Genomic DNA, 17,279 nt, shown 5'->3' on the forward strand with positions numbered 1-17,279 from the left:
GGTATTGCGAAATAATTACATGGGGCCCTATTTACGTTTTTTTCTGTTTCTACTTTTTACGGCGCTTAGCTGCGTTTCTGTATTTGCGCAAAAAATCAAAAATGACAGCATCACTGTAGCGGTTGCGCCGGAATATGATCATGTCAGTAAGTTCCATAGGCAGCTATTTGGCGAAAATTACCGTAAACTATGGGCTACGCCGGTTAAAATGAAGGTGTTCTATCTGGAACATGAAAAAGGCGGATTAAAGGTTGTAGACCAAGGCGGAGGCAAGCAAACACGGTCGCTTAAATTAAAAGATAAGGCAGGTAATGACTGGTCGCTGCGGACTGTGCAGAAATACCCGGAACGCGCCTTACCTAAAAACCTGCGTAAAACCATTGTCAAAGATATTTTGCAGGACGAAGTATCAACCTCGCATCCATTTTCTGCGCTCGTAGTACCGCCCCTGGCAGAGGCACTTAGCATTCCGCATTCAAACCCTCAAATCGTTTACGTAGCCGATGACCCGGGGCTTGGCAAATTCCGGCAGGAATATGCTAACCATGTGTTCCTTTTTGAAGAACGCGATCCGCTGGATGTAGACAAAACAGATAATACAGACAAGGCCGAGAAGAAATTGGAAGATGACAACGACAACCGCGTTGATCAAAAAATGGTATTACGTGCACGGCTGCTTGACATCGTGATTGGCGATTGGGACCGCCACGAAGATCAATGGCGATGGGACCGCGAAAAGAACGACACCGGCATAGTTTACACACCCATTCCCCGCGACCGCGACAAGGTATTTTACACTACATCCGGCATTTTTCCATTTGTGCTGTCGCATCAATATTTAAAATCCCAGTTGCAGCCATACACAGGCGACATCAGAAACATTGAAGCATGGAATTATAACGCGCGATTTTTTGACCGGTACTTTCTTACTCAGCTAAGCGAAAAAGACTGGCGTGAGCAGATCGCCTATGTACAAAACGCGCTAACAGATGACCTTATCGCATCGGCGATGCGCCGAATGCCGGCAAATATTTACCGGCTGTCCGCAGCTCCTCTTATTAAAGCTATGGAGCAGCGCCGAAACAACCTGATGCATGAAGGTTTGAAGTACTACCGCTTTTTAGCAGACCATGTAGATATACCGGCCACCGCAAAAAAAGAACAGTTTAATATTGCAGAACAAGACAGAGGCAAAGTAGCAGTTAGCATCGTAAAAATTAAGAAAGACGGCACTCTGGGGCAGTCTATATACAATCGCACATTCTATCCTGCAGACACCAAAGAGATCAGGCTATACGGCATGGCAGGTAAAGATGTCTTTAATGTAACCGGCAACATAGCTTCGCCTATAAAAGTGCGCATGATAGGCGGCGACGGTGTGGACAGCTTTTCTGTAGATAAACAGTTGCACAACAAAGCCAACTTGTACGTTTACGACCGCAAGGATCAGCAAAACTTTTTACCGTCGCGGACGGATGCCAAGGTGCGCACATCCTCAGATACCATTGTAAACTATTTTAACCGTACGGCTTTTAAGTTTGATAATTTTTCGCCTTTGGTATCTGCTAATTTTAACGTGGACGAAGGGCTTACCTTAATCGCGGGATACCTGTTCGAGAAGCAGGGCTTCAGGCAGGAACCATACAGATATCGCCAGTCAATTCTTGGAGGTTACTCGTTCGGGCGGCAGTCTTTTCTGTTTAACTACTACGGAGATTTTAAAAAGATATTCGGCAGTAATAATGATTTGTACATAACGGCTGTATCGAAAGGGCCTAACAACGTCAGCAACTTCTTCGGCGTGGGTAACAATACAGTTTTTGAGAACGAAGACCCGCATGACATCAAGTACTATCGCAATCACTTTAATACGGTCTCTGCCGATGCCAGGATCTATCATACGTATAACAACTGGCAACTTAGCGGCGGTATCACCGGTCAGTATTATTACAGCAATGCCGATGCGAATGCTAGTCATTTCCTGGCAACCTACGCCGGACAACACCCTGAAGAAGCGGTTTACAATGCCAAATCATTCGTCGGATTAATAGTCGGTGCCAAATATGACAACCGCGATAAAGCTAACAACTCTACAGCCGGCATTTATTGGAACACCACTGTTAATACAGTTGCCGGCCTTACCAATAGCAAAAATTCTTACACGCAAATATTAACGGATTTTCGCACTTATTTTAACCCCGACCGGGATTCGATCTTCGTTATAGCTAACCGCATTGGCGGCGGCACTACATTCGGAACGGCAGAGTTTTTCCAACAGCTCAAATTGGGCGGGCCAGATAATTTGCGCGGGTTCCACTCCTATCGCTTCACCGGCAAAACTATGTTGTATGATAACCTTGAATTGCGATTGAAAGTGTTTGATTTTAGTTCGTACCTTTTCCCGGGTTCTGTCGGGGTTATCGGGTTTAACGACATTGGCAGGGTTTGGGTCCCAAATGAATCGTCAGACAGTTGGCATGACGGCTATGGCGGCGGCATTTACGTGGTGCCTGCCAAATTGCTCATCATCGAGGTCGTAGTAGGTATTACGCATGAAAGCGTTTTGCCTTACCTAACTTTTGGCTTCAGGTTTTAACGGTTTAAATCAATTCTATATAGTAATTAGTGGCTGCATACCCATTAAATGATGCGGTAGAATATTAAATTGCACCACAGAAGCTACTAATTAATTTAAGCCGATTGAACCTCTATGAGTGACATCCAGATAAAAAAATCGCCCGAAGTGTATGATGCCGTAATAGTGGGATCGGGCGCCGGTGGCGGTATGGCGGGTTATGTACTTGCACACGCGGGCCTTAAGGTGCTGATGCTCGAAGCCGGTGCATACTTCGATCCTGCTAAAGATTCACAGCAACTGAAGTTTTCTTACGAATCACTGCGCCGCGGCGCAGGCAGCACGCGCCCTTTTGGTGATTTTGACGCCGCCTTTGGCGGATGGGAGTTAGACGGAGAGCCTTATACCACCAAAGATGGCACCGAGTTCGACTGGTTCCGCTCGCGCATGCTGGGTGGCCGTACAAACCATTGGGGGCGTATTTCGCTTCGTATGGGGCCGGACGATTTTAAAAGCCATCATATAGACGGGCTAACAGATGACTGGCCTATCACTTACGACGATATAAAACCTTTTTATGATAAGGTTGACCGTCTGATAGGCATTTATGGTACTGCCGAAGGTTTGCCCAACGAGCCGGATGGTATTTACCTGCCCCCGCCTAAACCGCGTTTGCACGAACTGTTTATTAAACAAGGTGCAACTAAAGCGGGTGTTACTGTTATCCCGGGCAGGGGCTCTGTGTTGACAGAAGCTTTACCAAATAACAAAGACCGCGGCCAGTGTTTTAATTGCGGGCAGTGCGGCCGCAGCTGTAAAATTTACGGCGATTTTTCTGCTTCATCTTGCCTTGTGATTCCGGCACTTAAGACCGGGAACTTAAAAGTGATAACAGATGCGATGGTGCGCGAAGTGTTAACCGGGCCGGATGGATCGGCTACAGGTGTATCTTATGTAAACAAAAACGACCTGCAGGAATATCAGGTACGTGCTAAGACCGTTATCCTTGGCGCCAGCGCGGGCGAAACTGCCAGGTTGCTGCTCAATTCAAAATCAAAAACACACCCCAATGGTGTGGCCAACAGCACAGGTATAGTAGGTAAATACATTCATGATTCTACGGGTGCCTCCATGGGTGGCTTTTTGCCAAAGCTGATGGACCGCAAACGCTACAATGAAGACGGTGTAGGCAGCGTGCATATTTACTCGCCGTGGTGGCTGGATAATAAGAAACTAAACTTCCCGCGTGGATACCACATAGAGTATGGCGGCGGCATGCACATGCCAAGCTATGGTTTCGCCGATGCCATTCATGCGTTGAACGGCTTGGTGCCTAAACCTGATGGCACCGCCGGCGAAGCGGGCGGATTTGGCGCTTCATTAAAGAACGATTACCGCCGTTTTTATGGCACACGTGTAGGTATGGCCGGCCGTGGCACCGCTATTGCCCGCGAGACCAATTACTGTGAAATAGACCCAGCCGTTGTAGATAAATATGGTATTCCGGTTTTGCGCTTCCATTACAAATGGAGCGATGCCGAGATACAACAAGCCAAACACATGCAGGACACCTTTGAAGAGATTATGCATGGTATGGGCGCAGTGCTCACTTCGCCCAAACAGGGCGCGGACACCAATTACGGGCTCGAGGCTCCGGGCCGCATTATCCACGAAGTAGGTACAGTGCGCATGGGCGACGACCCGAAGAAATCTGCACTAAACAAATATTGCCAGGCGCACGATTGTAAAAATCTTTTCGTGGTTGATGCTGCGCCATTTGTTCAGCAGGGCGATAAAAACGCCACATGGACCATATTAGCGCTATCTATGCGCACCAGCGAATACATATTAAGTCAGAAACAAAAATTAAACATTGTATGAACAGGCGCGACTCACTTAAGGCCCTTGGCCTAACCACCCTTTCTACCGGTTTATTGGTTGCAGCCTGCAAAACCGACGATAAAAAAGCTGACGACAGCGCTGCAGGCGCCAAGTTCGATGAACAGGGCAAGCAACCCTTTGAGATAGAGCGTGATAAAAAACTATTAGCCGATTCCTTCTTCACCGACCACGAAATGGCTACGATTACCGTTCTGGCAGATATCATAATCCCGAAAGATGACCGCTCAGGCAGTGCAAGTGACGCGGGCGTACCGGCCTTTATTGGTTTTATTGTAAAGGATATGCCTGACCACCAAACACCGATGCGCGGCGGCTTAAAATGGCTCGACCTGAAATGCCTGAACCTGTACGGCAAATCTTTTGTGGATTGCAGCCATAACCAGCAGATAGAAATGGTAACCGCGATAGCTTACCCTGCCAAAGCCACACTAGAGATGCAGCCTGGCGTAACCTTCTTTAACCGCATGCGCGACTTAACCGCCACAGGATTTTTTAGCAGCAAAATGGGCATGAAAGACATCGGCTATATGGGCAATAGCCCTATGCCCGGCGTTTTCCCCGGCCCACCAAAAGAAGTATTACACCAATACGGCTTTAGTGAAAAGGATTTGAACTTGAGTTTGAAGGGATAATGTTTTAGATTCCCCTCTTGAGAGGGGTTAGGGGTGTGTTAAAAATCTAATTTTAAATAGGGTTGAGACACACCCCTCCCAACGCACTATCTACGCTCCCCCTCTCAAGAGGGGATTTTTTTACCACACCTTCCTATTCTCGAAATCGCCGGAGAAGAATTTGTTCAAGCCCCACATAAATTTGTATTTGTGTTCAAATAAAACACCGTGGCCGGTGTTAGGTACTATCCAAAGGTTGGCGTTGGGGATATTGTCATAAATAAGGCGCAGGTGTTTTTGCCGTATCACGTCGTGGTCGCCGCCCATAATGAGGCCCGCAGGTTTTATCCGGTGCAGGTGGTCAAGAGTGATATGCGGCTCAAACATATCCAGTAACAGCAATCGCCAGCGCTCCTTTTGCGCAGTGGTTATTTTTGGCTGGTCTTTTAATTTTTTATATTCTTCCTGCTCTTCTTTAGAAACGTTAGAGTTAATGGCAGAGGTTCCGGGCCAAAGGTTTAAGCCGGATGATATAAAGCGGCGCACCTTTTTGGGGTGCAGCATGGCCATCTCGAGTGCTACGATTCCGCCGTCGCTCCAACCATAAACATTTGCCGAGTCGATGTGCATCTTATCAAGCAACGCTGCATAGTCGTCGGCCATCATTTCAAAGTTGAGCGAATCGCGGGTATAAACTGTTTTGCCTTGGGCGCGGCCGTCCGCAACGATCACCTTATATTTTAAAGAAAGATAAGGTATGACACCTGCAAAAGTGCTGATACTGCCCCCATTGCCGTGAAGGAGCAGCAAAGGCTTACCACTTCCGTAAGTTTCGGTATACATTTTTATGCCGTTAACGTCGTAATATTTTCCAACGGCTTTATTGTTGCCATAAGGCGCGTGCTTACATGCAGAAAGAAAGGCACAGCACAAAATTGCAATGGCAAACTGCAAAAAAAGGGATTTCATTAGCGGGAAATTCGTCAACAGGTTTACACCTTAATCAGGCTATCAAGATAATCAAGAATTTCCGAATCTACAGCAGGGTCAAATTTGCGGGCGTAAAACTTGCCCGAGTTTACCATCAGATCTTTATCAGCAATGGTCAATACATCCGGACTGAATGCCCGGCTCGGGAATTTTAAAAAGCGCAAATGGTCATTTACAATTTTTTCTTTTAGCGGCGAATTAAGCAGTATGGTTTGGAATACCAGTTCGTCAACACCCCACGTCATGCGGAAGAAACGGCGGAGCGCTTTATTATTTCTTAGATAATCCAAAGAATATTGCGCGGCTTCGGGGGTCATGGTAAACCATTGAGAAAAACCATAAGGCTCCAGGCCGCGGGGCAGTTTGCGGTTTCCTAAAATGCGCGACACAAGTTTCTGCAACCTGAACCTTAAGGGGAACTTATAATCGCCAAAGCTATACAGATCAAACCGTGAACGGGTCTCCGGCCAATCGTTATAGATATGTTTATAGCGAATAAAGGTCTTATCCGCGTTAGCGAACAGAAATTGCTTTATCGTCTCCGGATCTTTAAGCGGATAGTCCGCGCCACTCAACAAGTTAATGTGACTGTAGGTGTTGCCCATACCTAAAATTTCTTGCAGGCCGTTGAGCGTTGCCTGCATTATACTGAAATTACCCCAACCCGCATCAACCCGCCCTGCAATGAATTGCACCCCTGGCAATTTGTTTATATCCGCGAATACTGATGTATCAGCCTTTTTATCCAAGTGGATAAAAACATCAGTATCGGCACAAACCAACCTGCTTACCAGTCTGTGCAACTGCTGCGGATTGTTATGTGCTAATATGAGGTGGGCTAACCGCATTTACACGTGGTGAGGCGTATCCAGGTAGGAGTGGCTTTGAACATCATCCAGCCTCTTTTGCAAAACCGTTGCCAGTTGCTTGTCGTTTGGCGGGTTAAACATATCCTTGTGATCGCCTGGAACGTTGTAAACCCTTATACCTTTTAGGGCATACTTTTTCCAGCCCAGGTATTTACCTTCGTCCACATAAAACATACGGATGCGTGCTTTGAACAAGATCAGCTCTATATCCAGCGGCTGCAATTTGTAGTTTCTATAGGCTGTTTCCAACTTTCCAATAATGTCAAGCATATAAACAGGCAGATTGTCGGGGTTTGGATTGAACTTTACGCCAAATCGAGACAGGATATTTCTGGCCTTACCGGCTGAGTAAACAGACAGGTATTTGAGCGCCTCTACTGGATGGGTAAACAACGTACCTATGCGGAAAGGAACTTTTAAGATCTGGCGCGTCAGTTTTTTCTTCATGCGCTCAAAGATGGGCAGCTGCCAGTCCTTAGGTAAAATGTTTGAGTCAAACATACCCAGCATGGCTACTTCTTTACCGCGCAATTTAAGCTGCCTTGCCATTTCAAAGGCGATATACCCGCCGAAAGAGTACCCTGCAATAAGATATGGCCCAACCGGGTTGTGCGCGATGATCTCATCAATGTAGAATTTAGCAATATCTTCCATATTGTCCATCGGGGTCATGGTACCATCTAAGCCAACAGGTTGTAAGCCAAATACAGGCTGATCTTCATCCAGGCTGGCCACCATCGAGCGGACGTTCAGTAAATTCAAACCTATGCCATGAACAATGTATAGCGGCACTTTGCTGCCTTCGGGTTTCAAAGGAATAAGGCTCTTGTATGAATTATCAGGGGTGTCACGGTCTAAGAACGCTGCCAGTTCTTTAATTGTTGGGTAGCGTATCATCATTGACAGCGGCAATCGTTTACAAAATTGCTGTTCAATGTCAACCATGATCTTTACCGCCGTAAGCGAATCCATACCCAGATCGAAGAAGTTGTCATTAATACCGATCTTTTGAATGGCAATGTGTTTTAGCGCAATAGCAGATAATGATTTTTCTGTCGCTGAACCAGCTTCTTCAAATTTATTGACCACGCCTTCGCCTATTACAAATTCCGGCAACGATTTTCGGTCTATCTTACCATTTACCAAGCGTGGTATTGCAGGGATAGCCTTAAACACATCGGGTACCATGTACTCCGGCAATGTTTTCTTAAGGCCCGATTTCCAATTATTTTGTTTGGCAGCATTTATTACACCTTCAGCGTCATTAAGAACCACATAAGCGCCCAAATGCTGATGGCCCAAAAAGTCTGTAAACAATACCACTAACGCATCTTTTATATCGCCTAATTGTTTTAATTGATACTCTATCTCTTCGGTCTCTATACGGTAGCCACGTATCTTGATCTGATGATCTACGCGGCCCAGGCATTGTATGTCACCGTTTTCGATGTACCGGCCCAGATCGCCTGTGCGGTATAGTTTGCCATGCCTGGAGAATTTATCGTCTATAAACTTTTCGTTGGTGAGCTCAGGCTTTTTTACATATCCGGCACCAACACCGGTGCCGCCGATGTAGATCTCGCCGGTCTCGCCTTCAGCCACCTCATTTTGCTGCTCATCGCAAATGTATATTTGCGTATTGTCAATAGGGCCACCAATGGTTATAATTTTATCTTCCGCGGTAACGCGCTTAATGATTGAATAGATGGTTGTCTCTGTTGGCCCGTACATGTTCCATAGCTCCAGGCATTTTGGTAAAAGACCGCCCGCCAATTCTCTTGACATGGCTTCGCCGCCGCAGAATACTTTAATTTTAAGCGCATTCGCCCACCCGCTTTCCAGCATATTCACCCACATAATGGGCGTGCCTTGCATAATAGTGATGCCTTCTTTGCGGGCAGTGTCGATTAGTAAGCGGCCATCTTTTATGATGTCAGCGTCAGCCAGTACTAAAGTAGCACCACTCACCAGTGGTAAAAATATTTCTAATGCCGCAATATCGAACGAGATAGTTGTGGTGGCCAGTACTATATCTTTAGCGGTACAACCCGGCGACTTCTGTATGCTTAACAATAAATTTGTAAGACCGGAATGTTTGACCTGAACGCCCTTTGGCGTACCGGTAGACCCGGATGTATATAAAATATAGGCAATGTCATCAGCGCCGGCATTAAAAACATAGTCTGCACTGTTGTATTTTGAACTGTCCTGCCAAATGTCTTCAACAAAAAGTGATATGAGACCTTCCTGATTATTAAATAAAGATTTTTTGGAAGTGATAAGATGTTCGGCGCCACAATCGGCAAGCATGTAGTTAATACGCGCTGCCGGAAGATTGGTGTCAATCGGGAGGTATGTTGCACCTGCTTTTACAATAGCCAAAATAGCGAATATCAGCTCGGGCGAACGCTCCAGCGCGACCGCAACTACATCGCCCTGTTTAATTTCTTTTTCCTGCAGATATAGTGCCCACTGACCGGTGTTATTATTCAGCTTTTTATAGCTGTAAGTCTCGCCATGATATTTTAATGCCGTTTTATCAGGCCTTTGAGCCGCCTGCTGCTCAAATAGCTGATCTAGCCTTAGAATACCATTCGCCAGTAATGCAGGATCTTTAAAATCCATTAGATAGTATTAAGTGCAACGGCGCAAACCGTTGTGTGATAGTTCAGAGCGTTAACGTTTTTGCAAGCTGCCGTAGGCTTTAAGAGCAGGGGATAGCGTTGGGGCAGTGTACCAAAATTAAAATTTTTTAGAAAAACAACTGGCAGTTATTATTCAAATCGTTCAATAAATCGAATTTGTTACAAAAGCGTGCAATTAGGGAAAGCACTCATCTTTAAACTATGTAAGCAGATATTCAAACTCTTGGAGATAGTTTAACAGGGTGACTTTTACAAACTGAAGCTTAAAACTCTCATAACTACACTTTATAGGTCATAAGATAAAATGCATAAAAAAGGTTAATTTTTTATGAAGTCTGCATGAATTTAAACTTATTTTTTACGATTATTGTAGTTAAACTAACTTTTTTAATTTAATACTGATAACAGAATGAAGAAATTTTTACTCTTTTTGTTTTCTCTGAGTCTCTTTGTGCAGTTGACTGCATTTGGACAAACGCGGAGAATTTCCGGTAGGGTTACCTCTGCCGATGACGGACAATCTTTACCGGGTGTAACGGTAAAAGTTGCCGGGTCTAACACTGGTGTACAAACCGATGCCGATGGTTACTATACATTAAACCTTAATGGCGGCACCACGATTACTTTTAGTTTCATAGGCTTTGTGACTCAAACTGTCAAGGTTGGAGCCGCAAACGCTTATAATGTTAAACTATCGTCAGACCTCAAGCAACTTAATGAGGTAGTTGTTGTAGGTTACGGTAGTGAGTCTAAAAGAACAACTACAGGCGCAATTGCATCTGTAAGGTCTAAAGACATTCAGGACAGGCCGGTTACCGGTGTAGACCAAGCCCTGCAAGGTCTTACAGCTGGTGTAACAGTTACATCTGCGTCTGGTACTCCCGGTGGTGCAGTAACAGTGCGCGTGCGTGGTGTATCTACAATCAATGCCGGTTCACAGCCGCTTTACGTTGTAGATGGTACCCCTATTCAAACCGGCAGCAATTCACAGCTTGGTTTTGGTAACGGCGTTACTAATGCATTGAACGACATTAATCCAAATGATATCGAGTCAATGGACGTGCTAAAAGATGCTGCTGCAGCTGCAATTTATGGTTCACGTGCATCAAACGGCGTGATCATAATTACTACTAAAAGAGGTAAGGTTGGCCGTACCAATGTTGACGTTGACTACTACACCGGCTTTCAGCAAACGGTTAAAAAGATCCCAGCCCTCACCGGGCCGCAATATGTACAGTTGTTTCAAGAGGCTGTAACAAACCGTTATTCAACGTTAATCGGCACAGCAACTTACCCAACACTTGCGGCATTGATCACTAACGGCTTAGGCCGCGGTAACCTTGCTAATGATCCCAGTACTTACCAAACTACCAACTGGCAAGACCAGGTTTTTAGAAACGCGCCTATCAGCAACTACAACATCTCTGTTAACGGCGGTAATGAAAAAACCCGCTTTAATTTAACCAGTGGATATTTCGATCAAAAAGGTATTGTTCGGGGTTCAGATTATGGCCGCTTTAACTTGCGTTTAAACCTGGACCACAGTATTAGTGACAAAATCAAGGTTGGAACAAGCACAGGCTACAGCAGAAGCACCTCAAACCGTATTAACAACGACAACAATATTTATGGTGTATTAAGTACCGCTATTTTGATGAGCCCAACTATCCCTATCTATAATGCCGATGGCACTTATGGCAAAGATGTGTATAGCTCTGTAGAGAACCCGGTTGCTGCTTATAAAGAACCTTTTAATTTAAACACTGCCGGCCGTTTGCTTTCTAACGTTTATGGCGAGTACAAAGTACTCCCTTATTTAACGTTCAAAACTAATTTCGCAGCGGATTACCAGATCACACATGAGCGCCGTTTCTTACCATCAACAACTAACGCGGGTGGTGGTTCAACCAATGGCTCAGGTGCAGAAACTTATTATTCTGATCTTAATTTATTGAATGAAAATACGTTAAACTTTAGCAAAACTATTGGGGATCATTCATTCAATGTCCTGGTAGGTCAGTCTTGGCAAAAAGATAACTATGAAACCGTTGATGCAGAAGGTACCAACTTTCCGGGTAATGGTATTCAAAGGTTGTCAGCAGCTGCAGTAAAAACTGTTGCCACATCGGGCGGCTCTAGTAGCACGCTTGTCAGCTTCTTTGGCCGTGCTAACTACAACTACAAACAGCGTTATATATTATCTGCTACTCTACGCAGCGACGGTTCATCTCGTTTTGCTGATGGTCACAGGTACGGGTATTTCCCGGCATTTTCTGGTGCATGGGTAATCAGTGACGAAGCGTTTATGAAAGGCATCCAACCCGTTTTGTCAACTTTGAAGTTGCGCGGAAGCTGGGGTAAAACAGGTAACAACTTTGTAAGTGATTTTGCTTCGAGAACATTAATAGGTTCGGGCTTCAATTATAACCAGGTAGCTGGTTTAGCACCATCTCAATTAGGCGACGCAAACCTTACCTGGGAAAAAACAACATCTACAGATTTAGCTTTAGATTTCGGCTTCCTGCAAGACCGTATCACTGTTAGTATTGACGCTTATTACAGAAAAACTAATGACCTGCTTGCGTCACTTCCATTGGCAGCACAAACAGGTTTTACCGGTTATACTACAAACGTAGGTTCATTACAGAACAAGGGTATAGAAATAGATCTTACCTCTGTCAACATCAGGAAGAAAGACTTTACCTGGACAACAAATTTTAACATAGCTTTTAATCGCAATAAGATCCTGTCTTTGGCTAATAACAACACGCCATATGCTTCGGGCTTTGCAAGCTGGGTAGAAGTTGGTTCGTCTGTGGGCGCTTTCCGTGGCTACCAGGTTGCAGGCATTTTCCAAAGCCAGGCAGAAATAGACGCACTTAACGCTGCAGCTAAAACTGCTACAGGCAGTTCTACTGCTACCTACCAGGTGGCAACTACGGCGCCGGGCGATATCAAATTTGCCGACTTAAATGGTGACGGGGTTGTTACCTCTGCAGATCAGAAGATACTTGGAACTTCACAACCACAATTTACAGGTGGTTTAAATAACAGCCTGCGTTACAAATGGTTAGACTTGTCTTTCTTATGGCAGTTTAGCTATGGTAATAAGATATATAACAACACCAGATCTTTTGCAGAAGGTATGAATACTATTTATGGCCAGTTTGCGTCTACGTTGAACCGTTGGACACCAACAAATACTAATACGGACATGCCTAGGGCTGTTTACGGAGACCCTAATACAAATACCCGTGTCTCAGACAGGTTCCTGGAAAATGGTTCATACTTAAGGTTAAAGAATGTAAACTTAGGTTTTAACCTTCCTCAGAGCGTATCTGACAAATTACATGTCAGAAAAGTGAGAATTTTCGCAGCTGCTCAAAATCTTGCAACTATTACTAAATACAAAGGTTTTGATCCAGAGGTAAGTACATTCAACAGCACACCAACATCACAAGGCACAGACTTCTTAACTGTTCCGCAAGCTAAATCATTCACTTTTGGCGTTAACCTTGGATTATAATTTTACAGAAATGAAAAAGAAATTTTTATATATAATGTTGCCCGCCCTGTTATCAGTAACGGCGTGCAAAAAAACGCTTGATCAGCAACCTCAGGCATCGCTTGACGCCAGTACTGCGTTTACTACAAGACAGGGCGTTGAAGCCGGAATTGTAGGTGTGTATGACGGCGTTCAATCAACCGGGTACATGTCATTGAATTATTTGATTTTCCCCGACCTGTATGCCGATAACATTACCTGGACCGGAACTTTCCCAACCTGGTCTCAAGTGTTTAACAAAACAATTTTGGCAGATAACACAGATATCAATACCATCTGGAATGCTTTATATAGCACTATCAATAAGGCAAACAACATAATCGCAGCTGCACCAAATATCAGCGATCCGGCCTTTGCTAAAGACCGTGCAATAGGCGAATGTGAAACTATCCGTGCTATGGCCTACTTTGATTTGGTGCGTATGTTTGGCGGCGGCCCTACAGGCTATAATCAAGCAGGTGGTTTAGGAGTACCATTACGTTTAAAACCAACGTTAACAACTGCTGATGCTACACCTGTAGCACGCGCTACAGAAGCTGACGTATACACACAGGTTTTAGCCGATCTTGATGATGCTATTGCCAAATTGCCTACCAGCGTTGGTACCGGCCGTGTTAATAAATATGTTGCTCAGGCGCTTAAAGCACGCGTTCAATTGTATCGCCAGCAATGGGCTGATGCAGAAGCACTTTGTACTTCGGTTATAGCCGGTCCTTATACATTGGTATCGGGTGGTAGCTATGCTACTATTTACACCAGCAGAAATACAAGCGAGTCGCTTTGGGAACTTCAGTACAATGCTACCGATGCAAATAACATTGCGTTTTATTATTACCCGTCTAATCTAGGTGGCCGTAACGAAGTTAGTTCTGCTACCAGTTTACGTGATGCGTTTGAAGCTAATGATGTGCGTAAAGCGGTTAATTATACAACAACAACGCCTACAGCAAAAACGCTTAAATATACACAGGTTACTCCTGGTATTGACGATGTGATGATGATGCGTTTAGCCGAAGTTTACCTTACACGTGCAGAAGCGCGCGCCATGCTAGGTAATCTTCCGGGTGCCACTGCAGATTTAAACGTTATCCGTGTGCGTGCAGGTATTGGTAACACTACGGCTGTTACACAAGCCGATTTGTTGACTGCGATCAGGAAAGAACGCCGTCTGGAACTTGCCCATGAAGGTCAGCGTCATTTCGACTTACGCCGTTATAATCAAACTGGTATTGCACAAACCTTTAGAAACTTATTCCCAATCCCTCAACAAGAGGTTTTAAGTTCTAACGGCGTTACTGTACAAAACCCGGGTTACTAATTTAGTCCGACTTTAATACTAAAAGGCCTCCGGTTTCGGAGGCCTTTTTTGTTATATTTACGTTAGAGATAAATCAATTATAGTTTATGAAAAAGATTATATACACCACACTGTTTCTCTTAGGAATTTTGGCAAGATTTGAAGCCAAAGCCCAATACGTAATGATACAAGACGCTGCGGGTGGTAATGTTGTTTCAACCAATGGCTATGTCGACGTGCAAGGGTCAATGTTCTTATATCCCGAATGGCATAGTGGTACTATAACTGTAGCGAATGGTAAAGTTTACGGCAACATGAACTTGAAATATGACGAGTTAAATGACAAAGTGTATGTAAAAGGCCCTAACAATGAAACTATACTTTTAAACGAGCACATTACCGGTTTCACTGTAAATTATGTAGATGGAAATGCCGGCGCATTGGCCAAAACTTTTAAAAGCGGCTTTAGCAATATTCCAAACACGACTGCGGAAAGTTATCTGGAAGTTTTAGCAGAGGGCAAAGTTGAATTATTAAAGAGGGTTAACAAATACATTCAAACCAATAAAGAATATAACTCTGCAACTTCTACTAAAGAGTTTTTAGAGAATCAGAAATACTATTTGATAAAAGGTGGGACAGTTATAGCCATAAAGAAGGACAGAAAATCTATTGCTTCGGCATTACCGGCCTTTGCCGCACAGATAGAAACCTACTCTAAAGAAAACAGCCTCAACTTTAAGCAAGATCCAGATTTGGCCAGGCTAATCTCATACTTAAATACCCTTTAAGCATTTTTCAGTTCTATAGGCAATGTGATCAAAAACTCAGAGCCTTTATCGGGCTGACTAATCACTTTTATAGCGCCATGATTGGCAGTGATAAATTGCTTGCTCATCAACAAGCCAATGCTGGTCCCTTTTTCATTTGCGGTGCCGCTGGCACTTACGTTATCAAGGTTAAATATCTGATCGAGTTTGTCAGCAGCTATACCAACACCGTTGTCACGTATGCTGATAGACACTTCATTCTTTGCCGTATCGGCATCTGCGAGTATCCATACACTGCCGCCCGGCTTAGAGAACTTAATGGCATTAGATAAAATGTTACGGATAATAAATTCGAACTGATCAACATCTGCGGTAAGAGAAATGTCATCAGACACGAGGTTAAATACCTTAACGTTCTTCTGTGACGCGGTCTCGGCTAAGAGGAATTGAATACTTTGCACCACCTGCTTAATGGCAAACTGAACCGGCGACACTTGGATGCCTTTCATTTGCATCTGCCCCCATTTGAGCAACCCGTCAAGCGTTTCCAGTGATGCTTTACTGGTCATCTCTAACTTATGCAGTAAGGTGGCACGCTCGTCGTGCGTAACATCTTCGTCATTAATAATGTGCATTAAATTGATGATCGACACAAATGGCGAACGCAGGTCATGCGCGAAAACCGAAAGCAACTTATCCTTTACCAGGTTTACATTCGCCAGATTATAATTGATCTTTCGCAGGCGCAGATAGAACAGTAAGCCTATACCCATCAATATAGCAATTCCAATTGCCACTAAAAGGTATATTCTACGCTGCAATTGCTCGCGTTTGGTTATCAATTGAAGTCTTTGGACATTTAGCTTTGACTTGTTGAGTTCATATTGGGAAACAATGCCTGCAATTTGCTTCGACATTTCCTGGTAGTAAAGAGAGTCGGCTAATTTATATTGTTGCTTTTGCACCCCGTAGGCGGCTTTGTAGTTGCCAGATTGCTCATAAAGTGCCGCCATGCCCTGCAATGCAGTGATAACTTGTTTGTATGATTTTTTATCGAGGGCCAGGGTTTTGGCTTGCTCATAGTACTCAAGACTTTTAACAGGTTCAAGCTTCTTGTAAGATAATGCCAGGTTGAATAAACTTTCTAATTCGCGAAGATCATTGTTGATAGCCCTCGATTTTTCGAGCGATTGTTTTTGTAAAACTATTGCCTGCGCAATGTTACCTTCTTTAGTGTAAATTGAGGCCAGCGTATTGGTAAGAGTTATAAAAAAACCCTGATACTTTGGACTATTCGTCTTTGCCAAACCTTGCATCACATATTGTTTAGCCTGCTCATATTGACCTCTTTCGCGCAATAGTTTACCGTAACCGTTGTCGATGGTAAAGTTTAGATTAGAGAATGGAAGCAATCTGTTTACGCTATCTGCCACTGCAAGATACCCGGCAGATGTTTCATAACTATGCTGACTAAAATAGTCTTCAAATAATCCGAGGTTCGCTTCAACAATACCGTGTTTATCGCTTGCATGTTCGCTATATTCCAAAGCGCTTAGGTGATAGGCAACCGCTTTATCATTGTTACCCATACGCTGGCTTACTACACCAAGGCGATAGGTTTCAGTAGCCATGCCTTTGTATGCGCCAAGCTTTTGATAAAGTTTAAATGACTCTGAATAATTCCCGCGTGCTTCGGGATAATGGCCCTGGTTATCATTCATCATGCCCATTTGGTTTAGCATAAGCGCCTGGCCGGCAATATCTTGCTGTTGCCTGGCGTAGCCTAAACCTTTGGTGATGTAGTAAAGAGCGGAGTCGGGTTTACTGTAACGATAGTTGCTGATGAGCGAGTCGTATCTGGTAATAAGTTTATTTTGGTCTGAAACCGTTTTAGATTGCTGCGCATTTACAGACAGGCCCGCTAAAGAGAGGCAGACAAATAATTTTAAATTAAACAAAAGGCAGTATTTAATTCTCGTCGCCGGGGCCATAAAGCTTAAAGAATCGTAAAAAATTTAGTCAAGATAGTTATTTTATTGACTAAACTGCTTAAAA

The 17,279-nt window shown here is 44.2% G+C and carries 10 protein-coding genes; 6 read left to right on the forward strand and 4 right to left on the reverse strand.

Annotated elements, in window-relative coordinates; all coding sequences use genetic code 11:
- Window positions 1–19 precede the first annotated feature (19 nt).
- The 3 genes from GO620_RS12975 (at window position 20) to GO620_RS12985 (ending at window position 5,109) form a co-directional block, all read left to right on the forward strand.
- Window positions 20–2,596, forward strand: coding sequence for a BamA/TamA family outer membrane protein (locus GO620_RS12975; protein WP_157526960.1), 2,577 nt, complete (start codon window positions 20–22; stop codon window positions 2,594–2,596).
- A gap of 114 nt (window positions 2,597–2,710) precedes the next feature.
- On the forward strand, window positions 2,711–4,456 hold the full coding sequence (locus GO620_RS12980) for a GMC family oxidoreductase (protein WP_157526959.1): 1,746 nt from the start codon (window positions 2,711–2,713) through the stop codon (window positions 4,454–4,456).
- The gene (locus GO620_RS12985; RefSeq protein WP_157526958.1) at window positions 4,453–5,109 is read left to right on the forward strand and encodes a gluconate 2-dehydrogenase subunit 3 family protein; all 657 of its coding nucleotides are present in this window, start codon (window positions 4,453–4,455) and stop codon (window positions 5,107–5,109) included. The genes GO620_RS12980 and GO620_RS12985 overlap by 4 nt, the downstream gene beginning before the upstream one ends.
- Before the next feature lie 120 nt (window positions 5,110–5,229).
- Here GO620_RS12985 and GO620_RS12990 read toward each other — a convergent pair whose 3' ends face one another.
- The 3 genes from GO620_RS12990 to GO620_RS13000 are packed head-to-tail and all read right to left on the reverse strand — an operon-like array spanning window position 5,230 to window position 9,572.
- The gene (locus tag GO620_RS12990; RefSeq protein WP_157526957.1) at window positions 5,230–6,057 is read right to left on the reverse strand and encodes an alpha/beta fold hydrolase; all 828 of its coding nucleotides are present in this window, start codon (window positions 6,055–6,057) and stop codon (window positions 5,230–5,232) included.
- Window positions 6,058–6,080: 23 nt separating this feature from the next.
- Window positions 6,081–6,926 (reverse strand): beta-1,6-N-acetylglucosaminyltransferase, encoded by an 846-nt coding sequence (locus GO620_RS12995; RefSeq protein WP_157526956.1) that lies wholly within the window; start codon window positions 6,924–6,926, stop codon window positions 6,081–6,083.
- Window positions 6,927–9,572 (reverse strand): non-ribosomal peptide synthetase, encoded by a 2,646-nt coding sequence (locus tag GO620_RS13000; protein ID WP_157526955.1) that lies wholly within the window; start codon window positions 9,570–9,572, stop codon window positions 6,927–6,929.
- Between the two features lie 429 nt (window positions 9,573–10,001).
- Here GO620_RS13000 and GO620_RS13005 point away from each other — a divergent pair, with 429 nt between their 5' ends.
- The 3 genes from GO620_RS13005 (at window position 10,002) to GO620_RS13015 (ending at window position 15,245) form a co-directional block, all read left to right on the forward strand.
- A complete protein-coding gene (locus GO620_RS13005) occupies window positions 10,002–13,118 on the forward strand; it encodes a SusC/RagA family TonB-linked outer membrane protein (RefSeq protein WP_157526954.1) in 3,117 nt (1,038 codons plus the stop codon).
- Window positions 13,119–13,128: 10 nt separating this feature from the next.
- Window positions 13,129–14,475 carry a RagB/SusD family nutrient uptake outer membrane protein gene (locus GO620_RS13010; protein WP_157526953.1) on the forward strand — a complete coding sequence of 449 codons (1,347 nt, stop codon included), beginning with the start codon at window positions 13,129–13,131 and terminating at the stop codon, window positions 14,473–14,475.
- An 86-nt stretch (window positions 14,476–14,561) separates the two neighbouring features.
- Window positions 14,562–15,245, forward strand: coding sequence for a hypothetical protein (locus GO620_RS13015; protein WP_157526952.1), 684 nt, complete (start codon window positions 14,562–14,564; stop codon window positions 15,243–15,245).
- Here the strand turns inward: GO620_RS13015 and GO620_RS13020 are convergent.
- Window positions 15,242–17,182, reverse strand: coding sequence for a tetratricopeptide repeat-containing sensor histidine kinase (locus tag GO620_RS13020; RefSeq protein ID WP_198173625.1), 1,941 nt, complete (start codon window positions 17,180–17,182; stop codon window positions 15,242–15,244). The two genes, GO620_RS13015 and GO620_RS13020, sit on opposite strands and share 4 nt — an antisense overlap.
- Window positions 17,183–17,279 lie beyond the last annotated feature (97 nt).

This window comes from Mucilaginibacter ginkgonis, from assembly GCF_009754905.2.
In the GTDB taxonomy this organism is placed as follows: domain Bacteria; phylum Bacteroidota; class Bacteroidia; order Sphingobacteriales; family Sphingobacteriaceae; genus Mucilaginibacter; species Mucilaginibacter ginkgonis.

Coding starts and splice junctions, on each gene's coding strand:
- GO620_RS12975 (WP_157526960.1), top strand. CDS start 20: ATGGGGCCCTATTTACGTTTTTTTCTGTTTCTACTTTTTACGGCGCTT.
- GO620_RS12980 (WP_157526959.1), top strand. CDS start 2,711: ATGAGTGACATCCAGATAAAAAAATCGCCCGAAGTGTATGATGCCGTA.
- GO620_RS12985 (WP_157526958.1), top strand. CDS start 4,453: ATGAACAGGCGCGACTCACTTAAGGCCCTTGGCCTAACCACCCTTTCT.
- GO620_RS12990 (WP_157526957.1), bottom strand. CDS start 6,057: ATGAAATCCCTTTTTTTGCAGTTTGCCATTGCAATTTTGTGCTGTGCC.
- GO620_RS12995 (WP_157526956.1), bottom strand. CDS start 6,926: ATGCGGTTAGCCCACCTCATATTAGCACATAACAATCCGCAGCAGTTG.
- GO620_RS13000 (WP_157526955.1), bottom strand. CDS start 9,572: ATGGATTTTAAAGATCCTGCATTACTGGCGAATGGTATTCTAAGGCTA.
- GO620_RS13005 (WP_157526954.1), top strand. CDS start 10,002: ATGAAGAAATTTTTACTCTTTTTGTTTTCTCTGAGTCTCTTTGTGCAG.
- GO620_RS13010 (WP_157526953.1), top strand. CDS start 13,129: ATGAAAAAGAAATTTTTATATATAATGTTGCCCGCCCTGTTATCAGTA.
- GO620_RS13015 (WP_157526952.1), top strand. CDS start 14,562: ATGAAAAAGATTATATACACCACACTGTTTCTCTTAGGAATTTTGGCA.